Annotated in this window: 11 protein-coding genes; all 11 read left to right on the top strand. The window is 72.2% G+C overall.

Features of this window, described 5'->3' with window-relative positions; translation table 11 throughout:
• Position 1: 1 nt before the first annotated feature.
• The 11 genes from ACIP89_RS16285 (at position 2) to ACIP89_RS16235 (ending at position 23865) form a co-directional block, all read left to right on the top strand.
• Positions 2-2257 carry a pyridoxal-phosphate dependent enzyme gene (locus tag ACIP89_RS16285; RefSeq protein ID WP_401927016.1) on the top strand — a complete coding sequence of 752 codons (2256 nt, stop codon included), beginning with the start codon at positions 2-4 and terminating at the stop codon, positions 2255-2257.
• A 192-nt stretch (positions 2258-2449) separates the two neighbouring features.
• Entirely contained in the window at positions 2450-4675 is a 2226-nt protein-coding gene (locus ACIP89_RS16280; RefSeq protein ID WP_401927132.1) for an MMPL family transporter, read from the top strand.
• Between the two features lie 293 nt (positions 4676-4968).
• Positions 4969-5685 carry a BTAD domain-containing putative transcriptional regulator gene (locus tag ACIP89_RS16275; RefSeq protein ID WP_401927010.1) on the top strand — a complete coding sequence of 239 codons (717 nt, stop codon included), beginning with the start codon at positions 4969-4971 and terminating at the stop codon, positions 5683-5685.
• Between the two features lie 117 nt (positions 5686-5802).
• Entirely contained in the window at positions 5803-6792 is a 990-nt protein-coding gene (locus tag ACIP89_RS16270; RefSeq protein WP_401927008.1) for a LysR family transcriptional regulator, read from the top strand.
• A gap of 66 nt (positions 6793-6858) precedes the next feature.
• On the top strand, positions 6859-7119 hold the full coding sequence (locus tag ACIP89_RS16265; protein WP_401927007.1) for an acyl carrier protein: 261 nt from the start codon (positions 6859-6861) through the stop codon (positions 7117-7119).
• A gap of 56 nt (positions 7120-7175) precedes the next feature.
• On the top strand, positions 7176-8408 hold the full coding sequence (locus ACIP89_RS16260; RefSeq protein ID WP_401927004.1) for a beta-ketoacyl-[acyl-carrier-protein] synthase family protein: 1233 nt from the start codon (positions 7176-7178) through the stop codon (positions 8406-8408).
• The gene (locus ACIP89_RS16255) at positions 8408-9526 is read left to right on the top strand and encodes a beta-ketoacyl synthase N-terminal-like domain-containing protein (RefSeq protein ID WP_402115368.1); all 1119 of its coding nucleotides are present in this window, start codon (positions 8408-8410) and stop codon (positions 9524-9526) included. Before ACIP89_RS16260 ends, ACIP89_RS16255 begins: the two co-directional genes overlap by 1 nt.
• A gap of 2 nt (positions 9527-9528) precedes the next feature.
• Positions 9529-10275: a 3-oxoacyl-[acyl-carrier-protein] reductase gene (gene fabG / locus ACIP89_RS16250; protein ID WP_401927001.1), complete on the top strand. Its 747-nt coding sequence runs from the start codon at positions 9529-9531 to the stop codon at positions 10273-10275.
• 49 nt (positions 10276-10324) lie between these two features.
• On the top strand, positions 10325-11032 hold the full coding sequence (locus ACIP89_RS16245; RefSeq protein WP_401926998.1) for a 2-hydroxychromene-2-carboxylate isomerase: 708 nt from the start codon (positions 10325-10327) through the stop codon (positions 11030-11032).
• Positions 11033-11242: 210 nt separating this feature from the next.
• Positions 11243-23053, top strand: coding sequence for an amino acid adenylation domain-containing protein (locus ACIP89_RS16240; protein ID WP_402115366.1), 11811 nt, complete (start codon positions 11243-11245; stop codon positions 23051-23053).
• Positions 23050-23865 carry an ABC transporter permease gene (locus ACIP89_RS16235; protein ID WP_401926994.1) on the top strand — a complete coding sequence of 272 codons (816 nt, stop codon included), beginning with the start codon at positions 23050-23052 and terminating at the stop codon, positions 23863-23865. The genes ACIP89_RS16240 and ACIP89_RS16235 overlap by 4 nt, the downstream gene beginning before the upstream one ends.
• Positions 23866-23882: the final 17 nt, after the last annotated feature.

Below are 23882 nucleotides of genomic sequence, written 5' to 3'. Positions count from 1 at the left end.
CATGCTGAGTCGGAACGTGATCGACGCCATCGGCAACACGCCGCTGGTACGTCTGCGGCTGGGAGCCGAACGGGACGTCGCGGTCTACGCGAAGCTGGAGATGAACAACCTGTTCGCGATGAAGGACAGGGTGGCCAAGCAGATCATCACCGAGGCGCGCAGGAGCGGCGTGCTGGCGCCCGGCGCCCCGATCGTGGAGAGTTCCTCCGGCACGATGGCCCTCGGGGTCGCCCTGGTGGGCACCGCGCTCGGCCACCCCGTGCACATCGTCACCGACCCCCGGATCGACCGGACGACGCTGGCGAAGCTGAAGGCGCTGGGCTGCGAGGTGCACGTGGTCGCGGCCATGGACTCCCAGGGCTGGCAGGGTGCCCGGCTGACCCGGCTGCGCGAGATCATGGCGCAGCTCCCCGGGACGTTCTGGCCCCAGCAGTACGAGAATCCGCAGAACCCCGCCGCCTACCGGCACCTGGCCGACGAACTCCTCGCCGACCTGGACACCGTGGACGTGGTGGTCGGAGCGGTGGGCAGCGGCGGGTCGCTGTGCGGCACCTCGCGGGTGCTGCGGGAGACCCTGCCGGAGCTGTACGTGGTCGGGGTGGACTGCGTCGGCAGCGTGCTGTTCGGCCAGCCCGACCGGCCCAAACGGCTGCAGAGCGGCCTGGGCAACAGCCTGCACCCGAAGAACCTCGACCAGGACCTGCTCGACGAGGTGCACTGGCTCAACGACCACGAGGCGTTCGGCGCGACCCGGGACCTGGCCCGGGAGGAGAAGCTGTTCGCCGGGAACACCTCCGGCTCGGTCTACCGGGTACTGGGCGCCATGGCGGAGCGGGCCGCCCCGGGGACGAGCATCGTGGGCATCTTCCCGGACCGCGGGGACCGCTACACGGACACGGTGCACAGCGACGAGCACTGGGCCGAGCAGGACGTGGAGCGGCTGCCGCTCGCCACGGTGCCGCGCCAGGTCCTCGACGGCACCGAGGTGCACAGCTGGTCGTTCCGCCGCAACCGCGCCGACGCTCCGCGCCCGGCGTTCGTCTTCGTGGAGTCCAACACCACCGGAACCGGCATGCTGGCGCTGCGGATCGCGGCGGAGGCCGGCTACGAGGCGGTGCTCGCGACGGGAGACCCCACCCGGTACGCCGGTCTTGAGGAGACCGGCGCCACGATCGTGGACTGCGCCACCAACGACACCGAGGCGCTGGTCCGGGCGGTGACCAAGGCGTTCGAGCCAGGGTGTATCGCCGGGGTGTCCACCACCAGTGAGTTCTATCTGGTGAGCGCCGCCGCGCTGGCCACCGCGGTGGGGCTGCCCGCCGAGAGCGGGGCGGCGATAGCCGGCTGCCGGGACAAGGGGGAGCTGCGGCGCACCCTGGCACGGGCCGGCGTCGGTCAGCCGGCGTTCGAGGTGGTGCGGGACGGGCGGTCCGCCGCCGAGGCGGCGGCCCGGATCGGTACGCCCTGTGTGGTCAAGCCGGTCGACGACTCCGGCTCGACCCGGGTGCGGCGCTGCGACTCCGCGGCCGAGGCGGCCGCCCTGGCCGAGGAGATCGTGGCGGTGCGGACGAACGGGCGCGGGCAGGCCACGGCGGGCCGGGCGCTGGTCGAGGAGTATCTCGACGCCCCGGAGTACAGCGTGGAGATGTTCGGGCTCGACGGCCGCCAGCGGCTGGTCGGCATCACGGAGAAGACCGTGACCGGCGCGCCGCACTTCGTGGAGTCCCGGCACATCGTTCCGGCCGATCTGCCGGCCGACGTCGCGCGGGAGGTGGAGCGGACGGTGCTGGACGCGCTGGCCGCCGCCGGCCTGGGCCGCGGCCCGACCCACACCGAGGTCAAGGTCACCGCGTCCGGCAGTGCGGTGGTCGAGATCAACCCGAGGCTCGCGGGTGGTCTGATCCCCGAGCTCTACCGTCTCGCCACCGGGGTGGACCTGCTCGCGGCCCAGGTGCGCTACGCCGCCGGGGCCGCCCCGACGCTCCCCGAGGGCTTCGAACGGTACGCGGGCATCCAGTTCCTGCTGCCAGGGGAGGCCGGGGTGCTGGAACGCGTCAACGGCCTGGAGGAGGCCCGCGCCGTCGCGGGGGTCGAACGGGTGACGGTCGCGGTCGCCGCGGGCAGCCCGGTCGCCCCGCCGGCGGATGCCTACGGGCGCGCCGGACACATCGTCGCGGTCGGGGAGAGCCGGGCGGCGGTCGTCGAGGCCCTGGACCGGGCCGCCGCGTTGATCGGATTCGAGCTGCGCGGCCGCTGAGGGCACTGGCAGCGGCCCCCGTCCCCGGATCGATGAGGGCGGGGGCCTCCGTGCCGAGTGGCCGGATGTCGCCCAACTCCCCAGTCGGGCAAGGCGTTTCCCTGAGCATCCCGATTGACGAGCCGACTTTCGCATGTAATATATCGCTGACAGGTATCAGCACAGTGTTACGCAAGTAGGGGGTTGCAGCCAGTGAAGAAGAAGTCGACCACTGTCAAGATCGCGAGCTGGAGCGCGGCTCACCCCTGGCGGGCCATCGTGGGATGGTTCGTCTTCGTAGCGCTGTGCCTGGGCGCCGCAGCCGTCGTCGGTACCAACAGCGCCACCACGGAGGACTACCGGGTCGGCAAGGCCGGGCAGGCCGAGGCGCTGGCCACCGAGGGCGGCCTGGAGCGCCGGCCGGTCGAGCAGATCGTCATCGACTCCCCGTCCGGTCCGCTGGACCTGTCGGTGGCCCGGTCGGCCGCCGCGGAGGTGACGACGCGGATGGGGAAGCTGCCGGAGGTCGACCGGGTGGAGAAGCCGGTCGTCTCGAAGAACGGCAAGGTGCTCCTGGTCCAGGTGGTCATGAAGGGCGAGGAGCTCGCCGCCCGCAAGAGCGTCGACCCGCTGGTCGCGCAGACCGCGGAGGTCCAGAAGAGCCACCCCGAGGTGCGGGTGGAGGAGACCGGCGGGCCCTCCATGAGCAAGGGGCTCGACAAGCAGCGCGGTGACGACCTCCTGTTCTCCGAGATGCTCACCCTGCCGGTCACGATCATCACCCTGATGATCGCCTTCGCCTCGGTGATCGCGGCCGGTGTCCCCGTCCTGCTGGCGATGTCCTCGATCGCCGCGGCGATGGGCCTGTCCGCCGTGGCCTCGCACGTCCTGCCGGACGCCGGTGTCGGCAACAACATCATTCTGCTGATCGGTATGGCCGTCGGCGTCGACTACTCGCTCTTCTACCTGAAGCGGGACCGCGAGGAACGGGCCCGCGCGGGCGGCCGGCTCGGTTCAGAGGCCATCGTCCAGCTCGCGGCCGAGACCGCCGGCCGGGCCATCGTGGTCTCCGGCCTCGCGGTGATCGTCTCCACCGCCACCCTCTACCTGGCGGCCGACGTCATCTTCTCGTCGCTGGCCACCGGCACCATCGTCGTGGTTCTCGTGGCCATGGCCAGCTCCCTGACCGTGCTGCCCGCCCTGCTGGCCAAGCTCGGGGCGCGCTCGGAGCACCGGGCCGCCCGCCGCGCGGAGAAGGGCAAACGGAACCGCGACCACGGCGGGACCAGCAAGGTGTGGCAGACGGTTCTGCGGCCCGCGACCCAGCACCCGGTGATCACCCTGGTGGTCTCCACGCTGGTCATGCTGGGCCTGGCCGCGCCCGCGCTCGGCCTCAACCTGAGCGTGCTGGGCAAGGACACCTTCTCCCGCGACATCCCGGCGGTGCAGACCTACGACAGGCTGATGTCGGCCTTCCCGGAGAAGCTGGTCCAGCACCAGGTCGTGGTGCGCGCGGACACGCCCCGCGAGCCGCGGGTGGCGCAGGCGCTGGCGGACCTCCGCGAACGCGCCCAGGCCGACCCGCTGTTCGCCAAGGACGCGGACGCCACGGTGCGCACCTCCGGCGACGGCCGCATCAGCAGTCTGACGCTGTCCGTCCCGTTCAAGCCCAGCTCCTCCCAGGCGCTGGACTCGCTCGACCACATCCGTGACGACTACCTGCCCGCGACGGTCGGCAAGGTGCCCGGCACCGAGGCGTATGTCACCGGTGACATCGCCCGCGACGTCGACTACCTCGACCACCAGAACTCCAAGCTCCCGCTCATCGTCGGCTTCCTGTTGCTGGTGACGTTCCTGGTGACGGTCGCGGCCTTCCGCTCGGTGGTGATCGGCCTGCTCGGCGTCGTACTGAACCTGCTCTCCGCGGCCGCGGCCTTCGGTCTGCTGGTCGTGGTCTTCCAGGGCGACTGGGCGCAGGGGGCGCTGGACTTCAACGCCACCGGCGCCGTCGGGTCCCGGGTGCCGTTGTTCCTGTTCGTCATCCTCTTCGGACTGTCCATGGACTACCAGGTCTTCGTGGTCAGCCGGATCCGGGAGGCGGCGCTGCGCGGAGTGGACACCCGCACGGCGGTGCTGGAGGGCATCGGCAGTTCCGCGGGGGTGGTGACCAGTGCCGCGGTCGTCATGGTCACCGTCTTCTCCAGCTTCATCTTCCTCAACCTCGTCGAGATGAAGCAGATGGGATTCAGCCTGGCCGTCGCGGTCCTGCTGGACGCCTTCATCGTGCGCATCATGATCCTGCCCTCGGCCCTGACCCTGCTGGGGAAGGCGAGTTGGTGGCCCTCCCGCAGCATGCACCGGGCCCTGTCGCAGCCTGCCGGACCCGCCGGGCCGGTCGTGCCCGAACTCCGCCAGGCCCAGGAAACCGGGCGGTTCTGAACCACGGCTGCCGGCTTCGGCAGCTCTCCGATCGGCCCTCCACCCCCGGGAGGGCAGCCTGCTGGGCCGCTCGCAACGAGTGGCCCAGCAGGCATTCGGGACGGCGGCCCCGTCCGGCCATACGGGTGCCGGTATGGGAGGAGCGGCCAGATGGTATTTCCCAGCGTCGCCCCGACAGGCCAGGCTTTGGACCCAGGCACGAAAGACGGGGGTAAGAAACGGTGGAGATACACATACTCGGTTCACTCACTCTGACTCAGGGATTCCAGCGCTGGGGGGTCGCTTCCAAGCGGATGAGCGTCGTGCTCGCACTGCTCGCCCTCTCTCCCGGGCAGCCCGTACCGTTCGACCAGCTCGTGGACGAGCTGTGGGGCAACGAACGGATCACCAATTCCAAGAACGCCCTCCAGGCGAACGTCACCCGGCTGCGGAAGCTGCTGGCCTCCATCACGGGCAGGCAGGGCAGCGATGTGATCCGTACTGTCAGTGGCGGCTACGCCCTCGACATTCCCCCGGAGGCGGTGGACGCCCACCGGTTCCGGGTGCTGGCAGAGCGCGGCGCGGCGCTCGTCGGACCCGACGCGCCGCGAGCGGTCGAGGTGCTGGAGGAGGGGCTCGGCATGTGGCGCGGCATGGCCCTGCAGGATCTCGCCGAGGGGTTCAGGTGCCGGATGGAGGCCGCACAGCTGGACGAGCGCCGGCTCACCGCCTATGAGGACCTCATCACCGCGAAGCTGGCGGTCGGCGTGGACCGGGTGTCGGTCCCGGAGCTGCGGCACCTGGCGGCCGAACACCCGGGCCGGGAAAGACTCAGTGAGCTGCTGATGCTGGCCCTCTACCGCGAAGGCCGGCAGACCGAGGCGCTGGAGGTCTTCCACGGCACGCGCCGCCGTCTCGCCGACGATCTCGGCCTGGAGCCGGGGCGCTCGTTGCACGAGATCTACCAGGCGATCCTGAAACAGGACGATATCCTCGGGCGCCCGCGGCGCTTCCTGACACAGACTGTGTGACCGACTGGCCCGCTCGCGAATCGAGCCTAGGATCGAAAAGGCGGGGGCCACCGGGAGAAGAACCGGTGCGCGTCTCGCTCTGGGATCTGGGTTGCGAGCCGAGGAGCCAAGTCTGCGATGGATGTCGAGTTGCGGCATGCCCGACTGGTGATCGCCATCGCGACCGCCCGGAGCATCTCCAAGGCAGCTGCCCGACTCGATCTTCCGCAACCTGCCCTGTCCAGCCAGCTCCGGCGCATAGAAAGGCAGTTGGGCGGAGAGATCTTCGCCCGTTCCCATCTCGGCGTGGTGCCGACGCCGCTCGGCGAACGGCTGATCCCGATGTTCATCGACCTCGCCCGGTCCGGTGACGCGCTGCTCGCCGAGGCGACCGCCGCGACCACGGACACCCTGGTCATCGGGAACGTCGAGTGGACTCCGCCCGCCCTGCGCGAGGCGATCACGGCTTCGCTGCCGAGCGTTGAGGTACGGACCGAGACGGTGGACCCGGCCGAAGCCATGGAGGCGCTCAGGGAGGGCCGGCTCAACCTGGCCCTGGTGCCCAAGGTGCTGACCGGACCGCTGAACGAGGCCGGCCAGGTGCCGCTCAGTACGGCTGTCGTGGTGAACGAGCCGGTATGGCTCGCGCTGCCGGTCGGCCACCGGCTGTCCGGGCCGGATCCGGTCGACTCCGCGCAGGCCGGTTCCCTGAACTGGGTGCGCTATGCGCGGGGCCACTGGTTCCAGGGCATCGAGGAGGAGGCGTTCGCCGCTCTGGCCGGCGACACCTCCGCCTCGGCGCACCGGGTGGGCGGACACCATGAGGCGATGAGCTGGGTCCGGGACGCCGGAATGGCCGCCCTGACCATCCCCACCGGCGCCACCAAGGACGTGAAACTGGTGCCGGTCGCCGACGCCCGTACCTGTGAACTGCTGTTGGCGTGGCGCAGCGAGGCGATCAGCCGGACGGTCCTGCACCGACTGCTGGACAGCGTGCGCCGCTACTACTGCGTGTACGCGAGCACCATTCCGGGCTACTGGTCGTGGATGGCGGACCACCCGGAACAGTTCCGCGAAGTGGAGCAGTACCTGCCGCGGAGCTCCCGGCAGCGGTCGGCCTCGCGGTAGGGCACGAGTGCGCTCCGTCAGCTGGCAGTCAGCCGGTTGTCAGGCGAATACCTCAGCATCGTGCGCATGACTACTGCAGCCACGAGCGCCGAACGCCGCGCCCAGATCAAAGACATCATCTGCGACATCCTGGAGATCGAGCCCGCCGAGATGACCGACAGCAGTCGGTTCAAGGAGGACCACGAGGCCGACTCCATGGGTGCCATCGAAATCCTCTCCTCCCTCGAACGCGCCTTCGGCGTCGACATCGATCAGAGCGAACTCGCCCGCATGACCAACCTCGACGCCGTGGTCGCCGTCGTCGACGAGGCCGTGGCCGCCAAGTAGCCGCCGCTGTCCGGCCCGGTTGCGTCCCGGCCGGGCGTGGAGGATTGGAGTACAAGGTGTACGACAACGATCAGCGGCCACGCCAGGTGGTGATCACCGGGCTGGGCCTGGTCACCAGTATCGGGCTCGGAGTCGAGGAGTTCCTGGGCGGCCTGCGCGCGGGCCGTAGCGGGGCCAAGCCCATCACGGCCTTCGACACCACCGGGTTCGCGCACTCCCAGGGGTGCGAGGTCACCGACTTCCGTCCCGCGGACTGGATCCGCACCATCGACCCGGAGGAGCTCGGCCGGGCCACACAGTTCGCCGTGGCGGCGGCCGGCATGGCGGCGGCCGACGCCGGGCTCAGTCCGCAGGAGCTCCGGTCCCGACGAGCGCTGGTGTCGGTCGGTACGACCGACGCGGAGTCGCGCGACCTCGACGTGCTGGCCGGCGAGCAGCTCGACCGGGGCCCGGAGCAGCTCACCCGGGGAATCGTGCGCAGGGCGCACGCCAGCCGGCTGTCCTCCAGCATCGCCCGTGAGCTGGAGCTGGTCGACGTCGAGGCACTGACCATCCCCACCGCCTGCGCGGCCGGCAACTACGCGATCGGCAGCGGGTACGACGCCATCCGCTCGGGTGACGTCGAGGTGGCGCTCTGCGGCGGCGCCGACGCGGTCTGCCGCAAGACCTTCGCGGGCTTCTACCGGCTCGGCACCATCGCGCCGGAGGTGTGCCAGCCCTTCGACCGGGAGCGCAAGGGCATCCTCACCGGGGAGGGCGCCGGGATCCTGATGATGGAGAGCCTTCAGTCCGCGCGGGCACGCGGTGCCCGCATCTACGCCGAGGTCCTGGGGTACGGGCTGAACTGCGATGCCCACCACCCCGTCGCACCGGACCGGGACAGTCTCGCCCGGTGCATGACCCTGGCCCACCGCAATGCCGGAATCACCGCCCAGGACGTCGACTTCATCTCGGCGCACGGCACCGGCACCAAGGCGAACGACGTGACGGAGACCGGCGCCATCCGGCAGGTGTTCGACGTGCCGCCGCCTACCGTCTCCATCAAGTCGATGGTCGGGCACAGCATGGGCGCGGCGAGCGCCCTGGGGTCCGCCGCCTGCGCGCTGGCCATAGCCGAGGGGTTCATCCCGCCCACGATCAACCACAGAGAGACCGACCCGGACTGCGGACTCGACTGTGTCCCCAACGAAGCGCGCCAGGCAGATCTGTCCGTGGTGCAGAACAACGCGCTCGCTTTCGCGGGCAACAACGCCGTGCTCGTCCTGGGACGGCACCGGGAGGCTTCCTGATGTCCGCGCTGGTCTTCTCCACCTGGTCCGCCGTGTCCCCGTTCGGGGTAGGCGCGGACCCGTTCCGCGAGGGGATACGGTCCGGCCGCAGCGCCGTCGCCGCCCTCGACCCGGACGCCTACCCCGGACCGTTCGAAAAGGGGGCGCTGATACCGGACTTCACCGCGGCCGCGCACCTGGGCAAGAAGGGCACCCGCACCATGGACCGGGTCACCGCCATCGCGGTGACCGCCGTCGGGCAGCTGTTGGCGGACGCGGGCCTGCTGGCGGAGGGGGGAGCGGGGCTGACGGACCGGCCCGAGGAGACCGGGCTGGTGCTGGGCACCGGTTCGGGCAGCGTCCAGAGCATCATGGACTTCACCCGGGACTCGCTCACCGCCGAGCGGCCGTACCACGTCGACCCGGCCCGCTTCCCCAACACGGTGATGAACCGGGCCGCCGGGCAGAGCGCGATCTGGCACCGGATCAAGGGCCCCAACACCACGATCGCGGGCGGTCGCCTGACCGGCCTGACCGCCCTGAGCTACGCCGCCCGGCTGCACCGCGGCGGACACTGCGCGCGGATCCTGTGCGGGGCCGCGGAGGAGTACTCCGTGCAGCGGGCCTGGCTCGAATGGCACGGCCGGGACGGGGACGACCGGGAGACCCCGCTCGGCGAGGGCGGCGCGGTCTTCCTGCTGGAGACCGCGGAGGACGCGCGCCGCGCCGGACGACGGGTCAGGGCCCGGCTGCTCACCACCCGCTTCCGCGCCTTCGGCGCTCCGGGCGAGACCCGGGAGGCACTGGCCGAGTGCGTCCGCGACGCCCTGAAGCAGGTGGGCGGACGGGCCGAGGACATCGGGCTGGTGGCCCCGGTGGAGACCGGCGGGGTACTCGCCGGCGTCGAGGAACTGGCGGTCGAGGACGTGCTGGGCCGCGTCCGGCCCCGGTGGCTGGGCAGCCGGGCCCTGCTGGGGGACACCTCGGCAGCGGCATCGAGCCTCCAGCTCGCGGCGCTGCTGACGGCGATCGAGGACGAAGAGGCCACTCCCGGAGCGCTCTCGCTGGCCACGGCGGTCGACCGGGACGGAACAGTCGGGTGTGCGCTGCTGGCCGCCCCCGCGGACGAGGAGAGCTGATCGTGGAGACAACCGCCCGCAGGGTCGCCCTGGTGACCGGGGGCTCCCGGGGCATCGGGCGGCACGTGGTCACCCGGCTCGCCCGGGACGGCTTCGACGTGGCGTTCTGCTACCGGTCCGAAGAGGACGCCGCGGAGCAGACCGCGCAGGAGGCGCGCAAGGAAGGAGCGGCGGTCTTCACCGCCCGAACCGACGTCGCTGATCCGAAAGCGGTACGGGACTTCGTCCGGGCCGCGGAGAAGGAGATCGGCCCGCTGCACGCGGTGGTCTCCTGCGCCGGAATCGTCCGGGACAACCCGCTGGTGATGCTGTCCGACAAGGACTGGGACGCCGTCCTGCGCACCAACCTGGACGGTACGTACCACCTGTGCAAGGCCGCCGTCTTCTCGATGATGAAGCGCCGGGCGGGCAGCGTGGTGACCATGTCGTCCGTCGCGGGGGTGTACGGCAACGCGACGCAGACCAACTACTCGGCCTCCAAGGCCGGGATCATCGGTTTCACCAAGGCGCTCGCCAAGGAGGCCGGCCGCTACGGGGTGCGTGCCAACGCCGTGGCGCCGGGGTTCATCGAGACCGACATGCTCTCCGGGCTCGCGGAGGACCACGTCGGCAAGATGACCGAGCGCATCCCGCTCGGCCGCTTCGGCCGCCCCGAAGAGGTGGCCGACCTGGTGTCCTTCCTGGTCTCCGACCGGGCCGCCTACATCACCGGCCAGGTGCTCGGTGTCGACGGCGGACTCGTCGTCTGAGCGGGGACGGCCCTCCGCGGTACCCATCGATTCGAAGGGGAAGGGCAGCATGCCCAGAAACAAGACGCCTCGGTTCTACTTCTCACTGCGCAGCCCCTACTCGTGGCTCGCCCACCAGGAACTGACCAGCCGCTACCCGGAACTGGCCGAGCGGCTGGAGTGGGTGCCGTTCTTCGAACCGGACGAGGAGAGCCGCCGCCTGCTCCAGGAGCGCGGCGGCCAGTTCCCGTACTCGGAGATGTCGCGGGCGAAGAACATGTACGTGCTCCAGGACATCGGCCGGATCACCAAGGCGCGTGGCATCACCGTCAACTGGCCGGTGGACAGGGACCCGGTCTGGGAGGTCCCGCATCTGGGGTATCTGGTGGCCGCGCGGGAGGGCCGGGGCCAGGAGTACGTCGCCGCGGTCTACCGGGCCAGGTTCGGCGAGGGCCGGAACATCTGCGATCCGGCGACCATCGCGGACATCGGCTCCGAGCTGGGCCTCGATCCGGAGAAGGTCTCCCGGGCCGAGGCCGATCCGCAACTGCGCCAGCAGGGCGCGGACATCCTGATGGACGTCTGCAGGGACGGGGTCTTCGGGGTGCCCTTCTTCGTCCGGGGCTTCAACCGCTACTGGGGCCTGGACCGCCTCGACGCCTTCGTGGAGCACCTGCGGGGCAAGGCGCCGGCCGAGGCGTCACCGCCCGCCGCGTCGGCCGGAGCCGTGGGCATCGGCCGCTCCGCCGACGACGGGCACGCGGGCGGCTGCGGCTGATCCGGCCGCCGTCCGGGCGGGCCGTCAGTGCGCTGTCAGCGCGCCCGGACACCATGAAACATGACGCTGCCCCCGCCGCCTCGAACGGCCGGCAAGGGGGGCAGCGGCACGTGTGCGCGGCCCCACGCCTGTGGACGTCGAGCGGGTGCTCACACGCTGACGGCCGCCCGGCGGCATGGACCTGATGAGCCTTTTTCCGAGGGGATTGCAATGACTCGTGTGCCGACGGCCGGTCTGCCGCTCACCGCTGGCCAGAAGGACATCTGGTTCGACGAGAAGCTCAGCGGCGGCGGTGCCACGTACAACACCGCCATCTACTGGGACATCGAGGGCCCGCTGGACCAGGAGCTCTTCGCGGCGGCGCTGGCCCGTCTCGCCGAGGAGTCGGAGTGCCTGCGGGTCCGCTTCTTCGAGGTGGACGGCGAGCCCCGGCAGGTCGTCGAGGAACTCGCCGGGCTGCCGCTGACGGTGACCGACGTGCGCGGTGCGGACGACCCCGCGGCGTCGGTCCGCGAGGCCATCGGGGCGGACCTGCGGGTGCCCTTCACCGTGGGCGGGGACGAGCCCCTGTTCCGGCTGAGCGTGTTCACCCTCGCCGAGGACCGCACCGTGTTCTGCCTCCTCAACCACCACCTGGTCTCGGACGGCTTCAGCTACGTCATCTACTGGCAGCGGCTGGCCGCCGTCTACGAGGCGATGAGGTCCGGCGGCTCGCTGGAGGAGAACCGGTTCGCCCCGCTGAACACGCTGATCGAGGCCGAGGCGGCCTACGTCGGCTCACCGCGCCACGAGCGGGACCAGGCCTACTGGCAGGAGCACTTCGCGGACTCCCCGGAGCTGGTGACCCTGGCCCGCCGGGACGCCGAGCCGGCCCAGTCCTTCCTGCGCGAGGAGACCGTCCTGGCCGACGAGCTCGCCGAGCGGCTGCGCGCGGTGGCCTGGGACGCCCGGGTGACCTGGCAGACCGTGCTGGTGGCGGCGCTCGGCGCGTACACCCGGCGGATGACGGGCACGGACGACACCCTGCTGTCGCTGCCGGTCACCGCACGGGTCGGCGGCACGATGCAGAACATCCCCGGCATGGTCGTCAACTACCTGCCGCTGCGGCTGCGGATCCGCCCGGAGACGACCCGCGGTGAGCTGCTGTCCGCCGCGTACAAGGAGATCTCCGGGGCGCTCAAGCACCAGCGCTACCGGGTCAGCAAGATCCGGCGGGGCATGGGCCTGGGCAGCGACGACCGGCGTCCCTTCGGCCCGTTCCTCAACATGATGCCGCAGATCGAGAAGCTGACGATCGGCCCGTGCGAGGCCGTCCTGCACAGCCCGTCCACCGGACTCGTGGACGACCTGGAGTTCACCGTCGCGGACAAGGGCGCGAACGGAGTCGCCGTCGACCTCAGCGCCAACGAGAGCCGGTACGACCGCGCGGAAGCCCGCGGCCACCTCCAGAGGTTCATCGGCTACCTCGACCGCTTCCTCACGGCCGGCGCCGACGACCGGCTCGGCACGCTGGAACTGCTGACGCCGCGGGAGGCGGAGCGGCTCACCCGGACGCTCACCGGTCCGGAGCGGCCCGAACCCTACCTCGGTGTGGTGGAACGCGTACGGGCCAGGGCGGCGGAGCGGCCCGACGCCGTCGCGGTGACCGACGACTCCGGCAGCCTGACCTACGCGCGGCTGACCGGCCGCGCGAGTGCGCTCTCGCGGCGGCTGGCGGGGACCACCGGACTGGTGGCCGTACTGGTCGAGCCCGGCCGGGAGTTCGTCGTCACGGAGCTGGGCGTGCTCGGCTCCGGCCGCGCCTTCCTGCCCATCGACTCCCGCTCCCCGCTCGCCCGGCTGACCGCCCTGCTGTCCGCCTCGGGCGCCACCACCCTGGTGACCGACGCCGCCTGCCAGGAGCTGGCCGGACGGCTGGCCGCGGAGGCCGGGCGGGACCTCCCCCTGGTGGTCCTGGACGACGCGGAGGACCCGCGGACCGCCCTCGCGCCGGTCGCCGGCGGGCCGCAGGACCTCGCCTACGTCATCTTCACCTCCGGGTCCACGGGTCAGCCCAAGGGCGCGATGGTGCAGCGCGGCGGCATGGTCAACCACCTGCTCGCCAAGGTCGAGGAACTGGCGCTGACCAGGACCGACAGCCTGGTGCACAACGCCCCCGTCACCTTCGACATCACGGTCTGGCAGACCCTGACGACCCTGCTGACCGGCGGCCGGGTCCGCGTCGTGAGCCGGGAGACGGCGGCCGACCCCGACGCCCTGTTCGGCACCATCGGGGCCGAGGGCCTGACCGTGCTGGAAGTGGTTCCGTCCCTGCTGCGCGCCACCCTCGACGCGTGGGACACCACCGGCAGCGCTCCGGAGCTGCCGGCCCTGCGCTGGATGATCTCCAACGGCGAGGCGCTCGCCCCCGAACTGTGCGACCGCTGGTTCCGCCGCTACCCGGCGGTCCCGCTGGTCAACATGTACGGGCCGACCGAGTGCTCGGACGACGTCACGCACGACTACGTCCGCCACGGCGACGTCCTGGACGGCGTGTTCGTCCCCATCGGCCGGCCCCTGCGCAACACCCTGCTGTACGTACTGGGCGACGAACTGCGGCCGGTGCCGCAGGGGGTCCCCGGCGAACTCTTCATCGGCGGCGCCGGAGTCGGCCGCGGCTACCTCGCGGACCCGCGCCGCACGGCCACCACCTTCGTCCCGGACCCGTTCGCCGGCGGCGGTGCGCGGATGTACCGCACCGGCGACCGGGTGGTCCTGCGCGCGGACGGCCGGCTGGACTTCATCGAGCGCCGCGACCACCAGGTCAAGATCCGGGGACACCGGATCGAACTGGGGGAGATCGAGACGGCCCTGCGCGGACTGCCCGGCGTCGGTGACGCGGTGGTGACCGCGAACGCGGACCAGGCCGGGCACAAACGGCTGATCGGCTACTTCGTCGCGGAGCGGGGACCGCTGGACCCCGATGAGGTCCGGGCCGGACTGGCCGGGGTGCTCCCCGGATACATGGTCCCGGCGGCCCTGACCGCCCTGGACCGGATGCCGCTGACCGCGCACGGGAAGGTGGACCGCAAGGCGCTGCCCGTGCCCGACTTCGCGGTACCGGCCGCCCTCCCCCCGGCGGCGCCCCGCAGCCGCGCGGAGGAGATCGTCAGCCAGGTGCTGGCCGAGGTGCTGGGGCTGACCGCGGTCGGTCCTGACGACAGCTTCTTCGCCCTGGGCGGCGACAGCATCAGCTCCATCCAGGTGGTCAGCCGGGCTCGCCGGGCGGGCCTGGTCATCACCTCACGCGATGTCTTCCTGCACCGCACGGCCGCGGCCATCGCGGCGGCGTCCCGGCCGGCCGAGGACACGGTCACGGAGGCGGCGCGCGACGGGGTCGGCGAGGTCGAGCTGACCCCGGTGGCGGACCAGCTGCGCGAGGAACTCGCCCATCTGCCCCGGGCGACACGCGAGTTCAGCCAGTACATGACCGTCACGCTGCCCACGGGCGCCGACCACGAACAGCTCGGGACGGCCCTGCAGGCCCTGGTGGACACCCACGACACGCTGCGGATGCGGCTGGTGGCGCCGGCACCGGGGCTGTGGTCCCTGGAGACGCTGCCCCCGGGCGCCGTACACGCGGCCGACCTGATCAGCCGGGTGGACGTCTCCGGGACCGAAGGCGACCCGCTGCCCGGCCAGCTGGCGGCCGCCCGCTCCCGGCTCCGTCCCGAGGACGGCCTGATGGTGCAGGCCGTGGTGCTCGACGAGGGCGCCGCCCGCCCGGCCCGGCTGCTGCTCGTCATCCACCACCTGGCCGTGGACGGGGTGTCCTGGCGCATCCTGCTGCCCGACCTCGAAGCGGCGTGGAACGCGGTGGCCGCGGGCCGCCCGGTCCGGCTCGACCCCGTCGCCACGTCCTTCCGGGGCTGGGCCAGGGCGCTCACGGAGCAGTCCCGCACCGCCCGGCTGGTGGGCGAACTGCCGGACTGGAACAACAGGCAGGGCGGCGACGACCCGCTGCTCGCGGGACGGCCGCTGGACCCGGCCGTGGACACCCACGCGGACGCGCGACAGGTGCGCGTCACCCTGTCGCCCGAGCGGACCGCCGAACTGCTCGGCACGGTACCGGCCGCCTTCCACGCCGAAGTCAACGAGGTGCTGCTGACCGGCCTCGCCCTGGCGGTCACGGACTGGCGCCGCGCCCGCGGGGTCCAGACCACCCGGACGCTGATCGAGCTGGAGGGCCACGGCCGCGAGCCGGTCGCCGGGGAGCTGGACCTCTCGCGCACCGTGGGCTGGTTCACCAGTGTCTTCCCCGTCTCCCTCGACCCCGGCGAACTCGACCGGAGCCGGCTGAAGGACGGCGGACCCGCCTGCGGCACCGCGCTCAAGCGGATCAAGGAGCAGCTGCGCGCGGTGCCCGGCCACGGCATCGGATACGGCCTGCTGCGCCACCTGAACCCGCAGTCCGCCCGGGTGCTGGCCCGGCACGCCGTCCCGCAGATCGGCTTCAACTACCTGGGCCGGTTCACCACGGGCGCGGGGGCCGCCTGGGAGATGGAGGCCGACGCCTCCGGCCAGAGCGCCCACCCGGACACCCCGCTGCGCTACCCGGTCGAGATCGTCACGATGACCGAGGACCGCCCCGAGGGGCCCGTGCTCTCGGCGACCTGGACGTACGCCGGCGGGCTGCTGGCGCACGACGACGTCCAGGAGATGGCCGAGGGCTGGTTCCGGGCCCTGGGCGAACTGGCCGACCACGCCCGCCGCCCCGGCGCGGGCGGCCGTACCCCGTCGGAGTTCCCCCTGGTCACCGTCGGCCAGAAGGAGATCGAGGCGTACGAGCGCGAAGAGGCCTACGCGGGCGGACTGACGGACATCCTGCCGCTGTCCCCGCTCCAGCGCGGACTGCTCTTCCAGGCCGAGTTCGACCGCCACGGCATGGACGCGTACACCCTCCAGGTCCTCATGGACATCGCCGGACCGCTGGACAGGGCCGCACTGCGCGCCGCGGTGGCCGCGCTGCTGGAACGCAACGACGCCCTGCGCGCCGGATTCCGGGACCGGGACGCGGGCGACCCCGTGCAGCTGATCCCCGAAGCCGTCGAACTGCCCTGGTACGAGGTCGACCTGACGGGTCTGGCGGAGGACCTCCGGGAATCCGAGGCGGCCCGGCTGACGGACGAGGAGTGGCTGCGCCGCTTCGACGTGGCACAGCCGCCGCTGACCCGCTTCACGGTCTACGAACTGGGCCCGGAGCGCTACCGCGTGGTGTGGACCGCCCACCACATCCTGGTGGACGGCTGGTCGCTCTCCGCCGTACTGGCACAGGAGCTCGTCACGCTCTGGTCCAACGGCGCGGACGCCTCGGTGCTGCCGCCGGTCGCTTCGGTCCGCGGCTACCTGGAGTGGTCCGACGCGCAGAACAAGGAGGCCGCACGGGAGGCGTGGCGCCGGGAGCTGGCCGGTGTGGACGAGCCCACCCGGCTCGGCCCCGCGGACCGTCCCCGGGTCGAGACGCTGCCGGAGACCTGGTCGGCCGAGCTGCCGCAGGAGCTGACCGCCGCGCTGACCTCCTGGGCCCATGCCCGCGGTCTGACCATGAACACCGTCGCGCAGGGCGCCTGGGCGGTCGCCCTCGGCCGTCTCACCGGCCGCGGGGACGTCACCTTCGGGGCCGTCGACTCCGGCCGCCCCGCGGACCTGCCGGGCGTCGAGCAGATCGTCGGATCGTTCATGCACACGCTCCCGGTGCGGGTGCCCCTCGACCCGGAAACCACCCTTGAGCAGCTGCTGGCCGACCTCCAGTCGCGCCGGCTCGCCCTCGAACCGCACCTGCACCTGGGCCTGGCCGAGGTACAGCAGAGCGTCGGCATCGGCGAGCTCTTCGACACCGTGGTGAGCTTCCACAACTACCCCACGGGCGTGCTGGACCGGATCGGCGAGCACATCCCCGGTCTGTCCATGCTGGACTGGAAGGCCCGGGTGATCGCCGAATACCCGCTGGCCCTGGGGGTGTTCCCCGGCGACCGGCTGAGGCTGGAGGCCCAGTACCGCTCCGATGTGTTCGACGCCGCACAGGTCGAGGCCGTCGTGACGCGCTTCGTCCACGTGCTGGAAGCACTGGTCGCCGCCCCCGGCGCACGGCTCGCGACGGTGGACGCCCTCGGTGACGGCGAACGCCGCCGGCTGCTCCGGGAATGGGCCGGCACCCCGGGACCCGACGCGCGGCGGCCGGCCACCGAGATCTTCGAGGCACACGCGGCGCGGACCCCCGGCCGGACCGCGGTCGTGCACGGCGAGAACCTGGAGGAGTTCGCTTACGGAGACCTCAACGCCCGCGCCAACCGGCTGGCCCGGCTGCTGGTCGACCGAGGGGTCGGCCCCGAACACGTCGTCGCCGTGGCGCTGCCCCGCTCGGCCACGATGGTCGTGGCCGCCCTCGCGGTGCTCAAGGCCGGCGCGGCCTACCTCCCGGTCGACACCGGGTACCCCGCGGACCGGATCACGTACATGCTGGACGACGCCCGCCCGGTGGCCCTGCTGACGGCCCAGGAGGTCCTGGAGCGGCTGCCCGCCGGGGAGACGGACGTCATCGCCGTCGACGCGGCCGACACCGTCACCGCGCTGGAGCGGTACCCGGACCATGACGTCACCGACGCCGAACGCCGCACCCCGCTCAGCGCGAGTCACCCGGCCTACGTCATCTACACCTCCGGCTCCACCGGCCGGCCCAAGGGCGTCGTCGTGGAACACGCCGGAATGCTGGGGATGATCGCGAGCCTGGTGGAACGCTTCGGCCTGGACAGCGACACCCGGGTGCTCCAGTTCGCCTCGTTCAGCTTCGACGCCTCGGTCTGGGAAATCATGCTGGCGCTGCTCACCGGCGGCTCCCTGGTGATCGCCGACGAGGAGTGCCGCACGCCGGGCCGACCGCTGGTCGACCTCATCAACAAGGCACGGGTCAATCTGGCCGGCCTGCCACCGGTGGTGGTGAACGGACTGCCGGAGGGCAGCACCCTCCCCGCCGATCTGCGGCTGGCGGTGGCCGGCGAGGCGGTGCCCGCCGAGACCGTCGAGCGCTGGGCCTCCCAGGTGCGGCTGTACAACGGCTACGGTCCCACCGAGGCCGTGGTGAGCTCCACGGTCAGCGGCCCGCTGACCGCGCCCGGCCGGCCGCCCATCGGCCGCCCGACCTCCGCACACCGCGTCTACGTGCTGGAACACGACCTGGCGCCCACCGCCGTCGGCGCCACAGGAGAGCTGTACGTGGCCGGCGGGCTGGCCCGGGGATACCTGGGCCGCCCGGACCTGACCGCGCAGCGGTTCGTGGCCGACCCGTACGGGCCCCCCGGCAGCCGGATGTACCGCACCGGTGACCTGGTGCGGTGGCTGGAGAACGGCGAACTCGACTACCTGGGCCGCGCCGACGACCAGGTGCAGCTGCGAGGCTTCCGGATCGAGCTCGGCGAGATCTCCTCGGCCCTGCTGGCCCAGGACCAGGTGGCCCAGGCCACGGTCACCGTGTACGAGGACGGTGACGGGGACCGGCGGCTGGTGGCCTACGTCGTCCTCACGGACAAGGACGCCGTCGCCGACGGACTGCGCGAGCAGCTGGCCGTGTCGCTGCCCGACTACATGCTCCCCTCCGCGGTCGTGGTGCTCCAGGAGATGCCGCTGACACCCCAGGGCAAGCTGGACCGCAAGGCGCTGCCCGCGCCGGAGCTGCGCGCCACCCTGCACGGCCGGGAGCCGCGCAGTCCGGCGGAGGAGATACTCCGCGGGCTGTTCGCGGATGTCCTCGGCCTGGACCGGGTCACCATCGACGACGATTTCTTCGACATCGGCGGGCACTCCCTGCTGGCGACCCGGCTGGTCAGCCGGGCCCGCGCCGCACTGGGCGTCGAACTGCCCATCCGGGCGCTGTTCGAGGCGCGGACGGTGGCCGCCCTGGCCGAGCAGCTGGTCACCGCCGACGCGGCCCGGCCGCCGCTCGCCCCGGCGCCTGCCGACGCCGATCCGGTGCTCTCCTCCGCCCAGCAGCGGTTGTGGTTCCTCAACCGGCGCGAGGGCAGGTCCACCGGCACCTACAACTCGCCGATGACCTTCCGGCTCTCCGGACGGCTGAACCCCGACGCCCTCCAGGCCGCGCTCCGCGACGTCGTGGAGCGGCACGAGGTGCTGCGCACGGTCATCCCGGAGACCGACGGCCGGCCCGGCCTGCGGGTCCTGGACGCCGCCACCGGCAGTCCGGTGCTGAAGGTCCGCTCACTGCCGGAGGCGGATCTCGCCGCCGCGCTCGCGAAGGAGTACGACCTCGGATTCGACCTGACCGTCGAACCGCCCATGCGGGTCAGGCTGTTCACCGTCGCCAAGGACACCCACGTCCTGCTGCTGGTCCTGCACCACATCGCCTTTGACGGATGGTCGATGGCGCCGCTGCTGGGCGACCTGTCGACCGCGTACCGGGCACGGTGCGCCGGACGGTCCCCCGAGTGGGCGCCGCTCCCGGTGGCGTACACGGACTACGCGGCGTGGGAGCACGAGCTGCTCGGCTCCCCGCAGGACCCCGACAGCCCCGGCTCCCGCCAGCTGGAGTACTGGAAGCAGACGCTGGCCGGACTGCCGGAGGAGCTCACCCTGCCGACGGACTTCCCCCGGCCGGCGGCCGGCGGCGACTCCGGCGGCGAGATCCTGTTCGAGCTCGACGCCGAGCTCTACAGCACCCTGGTGGCGATCGCCCGCGGCGCCGGAGCCAGTGAGTTCATGATGCTGCAGGCCGCATTCGCGGCGCTGCTGACCCGGCTCGGCGGCGGGACCGACATCCCGCTGGGCACGTCGGTGGCCGGGCGCACCGACGACGCGCTGACCGACATGGTCGGGTTCTTCGTCAACTCCCTGGTGCTGCGCACCGACACCGAGGGCGACCCGGCGTTCAGCGAGCTGCTGGCCCGGGTCCGGGAGTCCGACCTGGCCGCCTACTCCCACCAGGACGTGCCGTTCGAGCACATCGTGGAAGCGCTCAACCCGGTGCGGTCGCTGGCCAGGCATCCGCTGTTCCAGGTCATGCTGACGCTGCAGAACAACGAGGACGCGCCGTTGGAACTGCCCGGCCTCACGGTGCGGCCCGAGTTCGTGGAGTCCGGCCGGATCAAGGTCGATCTGGCCCTCCAACTGCTGAAGTGGCCGGAGGACGGCTCGATGCGGGGCCTGCTCGGCTACCGCACCGACCTGTTCACCCGCGCGGGCGCCGAGCGCGTCGTGCAGTCCTTCCTGCGACTGCTGCGCGCCGTGGCCGCGGACCCGGAGGTCCGGCTGAGCCGGATGGACGTGTTCGGCCCGGACGAGCGGGCCCAGGTGCTCACCGGCTGGAACGACACCGCGACGGAGGTGCCGGCCACCACCCTGCCCGGGCTGTTCGCGGCGCAGGCGGCCCGTACCCCCGGCGCCACCGCCGTCCGGGACAAGGACGGCTCGCTGACCTACTCGGAGCTCGACGCCCGCTCGAACCGGCTGGCCCGCAAGCTGATCGAGGCCGGGGCCGGGCCGGAGAAGGTCGTGGCGATCGCCGTGCCCCGCTCCCCGGAGGCGCTCGTCGCGATCCTCGGCGTACTCAAGTCCGGTGCGGCCTACCTTCCGGTCGAGGCGGACGAACCCGTCGAACGGCTCAAGCGGATGTTCGCCGAGGCCGCACCGGTCCGGGTGGCCACCACCACCGCCCTGGCGCGGCGGATGCTCGCCGCGGGGACGCCCCCGATCGTGCTGGACGGGCCCGCGGTCACGTCCGCGTCGGGCGAGCCGCTGACCGAGGCGGAGCGGCCCGGCCCGCTGCTGCCCGGCCACCCGGCCTATGTGATCTACACCGCCGGGGCGAGCGGCCGCCCCCGGGGCACGGTCGTCGAACACCGCGCGGTGGTGAACTACCTGGCCTGGGCCGGGGAGGCCTATCGCGCTCCGCGGGCCGAAGCGCTGCTGGCCACCCCGCTGTCCTTCGACATCTCGGTGACCGGGCTGTTCCTGCCGCTGACCACCGGCGGGACGGTGCTCCTCGGCGACCTGGCCGAGGGCGACGCGGTGGCGGGCGAGGGGGCCGCGTTCTTCAAGGGGACCCCGAGCCATCTGGAGCTCTTCGGCGTACTGCCCGACGGCTGCTCGCCCACGGGCGAACTGGTGCTGGCCGACGAGCCGGTGACCGGCGCGCGGCTGGACGAGTGGCGCAAGGCCCACCCGAAGGCGCGCGTGCTGACCGAGTTCGGCCCGACCGAGGTCACGGTCGGCGCGCTCGCCTCGGCCGTCGAGCCCGGGGAAGAGACCCCGGCCGGCCCGCTGCCGCTCGGCCGGCCGGTCGGCAACGTCCGGGCCTATGTGCTCGATCCCTGGCTGGGACCGGTCGGCCCCGGCGTGCCCGGGGAGCTGTACCTCGCCGGTGACGGACTGGCCCGGGGATACGCGGGCAGTCCGGGCGCGACCGCGGAACGCTTCGTGGCGGCGCCCCACGGCCCCGCGGGATCGCGGATGTTCCGCACCGGAGACGTGGTGAAGTGGGACGCGGACGGCAACCTGCGGCATGTCGGCCGATCGGACGGCCAGGTGCGCGTCAACGGATTCCGCATCGCCCCCGGCGAGGTCGAGGCCGTGCTGGAGCGCGAACCCTCGGTCGGCCGGGCCGTGGTCGTGGCGCGGGAGGACCGTCCGGGCGACGTCCGGCTGGTCGCCTACGTCGTCCCCGCCGAAGGGGCGGTGGCCGACCCGGCCGCGCTGGACAAGGCCGCGAGGGCGGCCCTCGCCGCCTACATGGTGCCGTCCTCGTACGTACCGCTCGACGCCGTCGTGCTGACCGCCGACGGGCGGGTGGACCGCGGGGCGCTGCCCGCCCCGGAGGAGACCAGGGCGACGGCGGGCACCCCGCCGCGCGATGCGACCGAGACAGCGCTGTACGACGTGGTCGCCGAGGTGCTGGGGCTGTCCCGGTTCGGTGTCGAGCAGAACCTCTTCGACGTCGGCATGGACAGCATGAAGTCACTGCGGCTGGTCAGCGGAGCCCGCGCCGCCGGGCTGGAGATCACCATCGCCGACGTCTTCGTGCACCAGAGCGTCGCCGCGCTCGCGGGAAGCTGCCGGCCGGAGCCGGCCGGCGTCGACACCGACGAGGACACCGCGCCACGCAGCGGGGCGGAGGTGATGGCCGGAGCGCTCGCCTCCGCGGCGGAGCTGGACCTGACCGACCCGTTCGGCGCGATGATCGGCATCAACCCGAACGGCGCCCGGCCACCGGTCTTCTGCGTGCACGGCGGTGTCGGGTTCAGCCTGCCGTACCTGCCGCTCGCCCAGCACCTGGACCCCGGGCAGCCGATCTACGGCATCCAGGCCCCCTGCGTGGTGGACTTCGCCCCGCTGCCGGGCTCCGTCGAGGAGATCGCCTCGGACTACGTACGGATGATCAAGGAGGTCCGGCCGGAGGGCCCCTACCACCTGCTCGGCTGGTCGTTCGGCGGCACCATCGTCTACGAGATGGCACTCCAGCTGCGCCGGGCCGGCGAGGAGGTGGGCGTGCTGTCCGTACTGGACGCCTATCCGCGCACCGGCGTCCCCGACGACCGGGAGGAACAGTCGCTGTTCGCCTGGCTGCTGGAGGGCATAGGCCACCACCGTTCCGAGTTCGGGGAACGGGACCTGACGATCGGTGACATCTTCGAGACGCTCCGCCGGGACCGCAGTCCGCTGGCGGAGATGGGCGAGCGGCGGATGGCCCGGATGGTCGACCTGATGGCCCACCACCAGACCCTGAAGTCGCTCTACGCACCCGGCCGTTACGACGGAAAGATGCAGCTCTTCGTCTCCGACTCCCCGCTCTCCGACGGGGAACGGACCGACAAGGTCGCCCTGTGGCAGCCGGTATTCGACGGCCCCATGGACGTTCACCGCATCGCCTGCACCCATGACGAGATGATGAGCCGCGTGCCGTTGTCCGAGATCGGGCCGGCCATCGCCGCCGAGCTGGACCGCTGGCACGCCGAGCACGAAGGCGGCCGCTCATGATGTCCCTCGCGCTCACCCCGCGCCCCGCGTCGGCCCTGCTCACGGAGATCACCGCGGTGACCGGCCGGCGGCTGCGGCACCTGCGGCGGGCCCCGGCCCGGGTCCTGGGCGTGGCCCTGAGCCCGCTGGTGAGCATGATCATGCTCGGCTACCTGTTCCGGGACTCCATCAGCCTGCCGGCCGGGGGCTCGTACGGGGAGTACGTGTTCGCCGGCGGCGCCGTCCAGGTCGCTCTCGCCTGCGTGGGGCCCACCGCCGTCTCCGTGGCGCTGGACCTCCAGGGCGGGATGACGGACCGGTTCCGCTCCCTGCCGATCAGCCGACCCGCGGTACTCCTCGGGCACACCCTGGCCGATCTGCTGGTGGGGCTGCTCGGGCTGGTCATCGTCACGGGCTTCGGGCTGCTGCTCGGCTGGCGCCCGCACACCGATCCGCTGCGGGTGCTGGGGGGCTTCGGACTGATCGCCGTATTCATCTACGTCATGCTCTGGCTGGGCGTGCTGTTCGCGCTCACGCTGCGCAACGTGGAGACGATCAGTGTGATCACCCCGTTCGTGGTGATCGTGCTGCCCTTCCTGTCGAACGCCTTCCTGGCCCCGCAGAACATGCCGTCGCTGATCCGGCCGGTCGCCGAGTGGAACCCGGTCAGCGCCGTGATCGCCTGCTGCCGTCGGCTGTGGGGCAACCCCGCGACGGCCGGCGGCACCTTCCCCACCGACCACCCCTGGGTGGTGGCCGGGGTGTCCCTGGGCCTGCTCTTCGCTCTCTGTTCACTGGTGAGTTTCCGCCGCTACCGCACCGCGGGCGCCTGATCCGCGGCCCTGGAGGA

The sequence above is a fragment of the Streptomyces sp. NPDC088730 genome (assembly GCF_044751215.1).
GTDB lineage: Bacteria > Actinomycetota > Actinomycetes > Streptomycetales > Streptomycetaceae > Streptomyces.
Note: the sequence above shows the minus strand (reverse complement) of the source record. Positions and strands in the feature narration are given on the sequence as shown.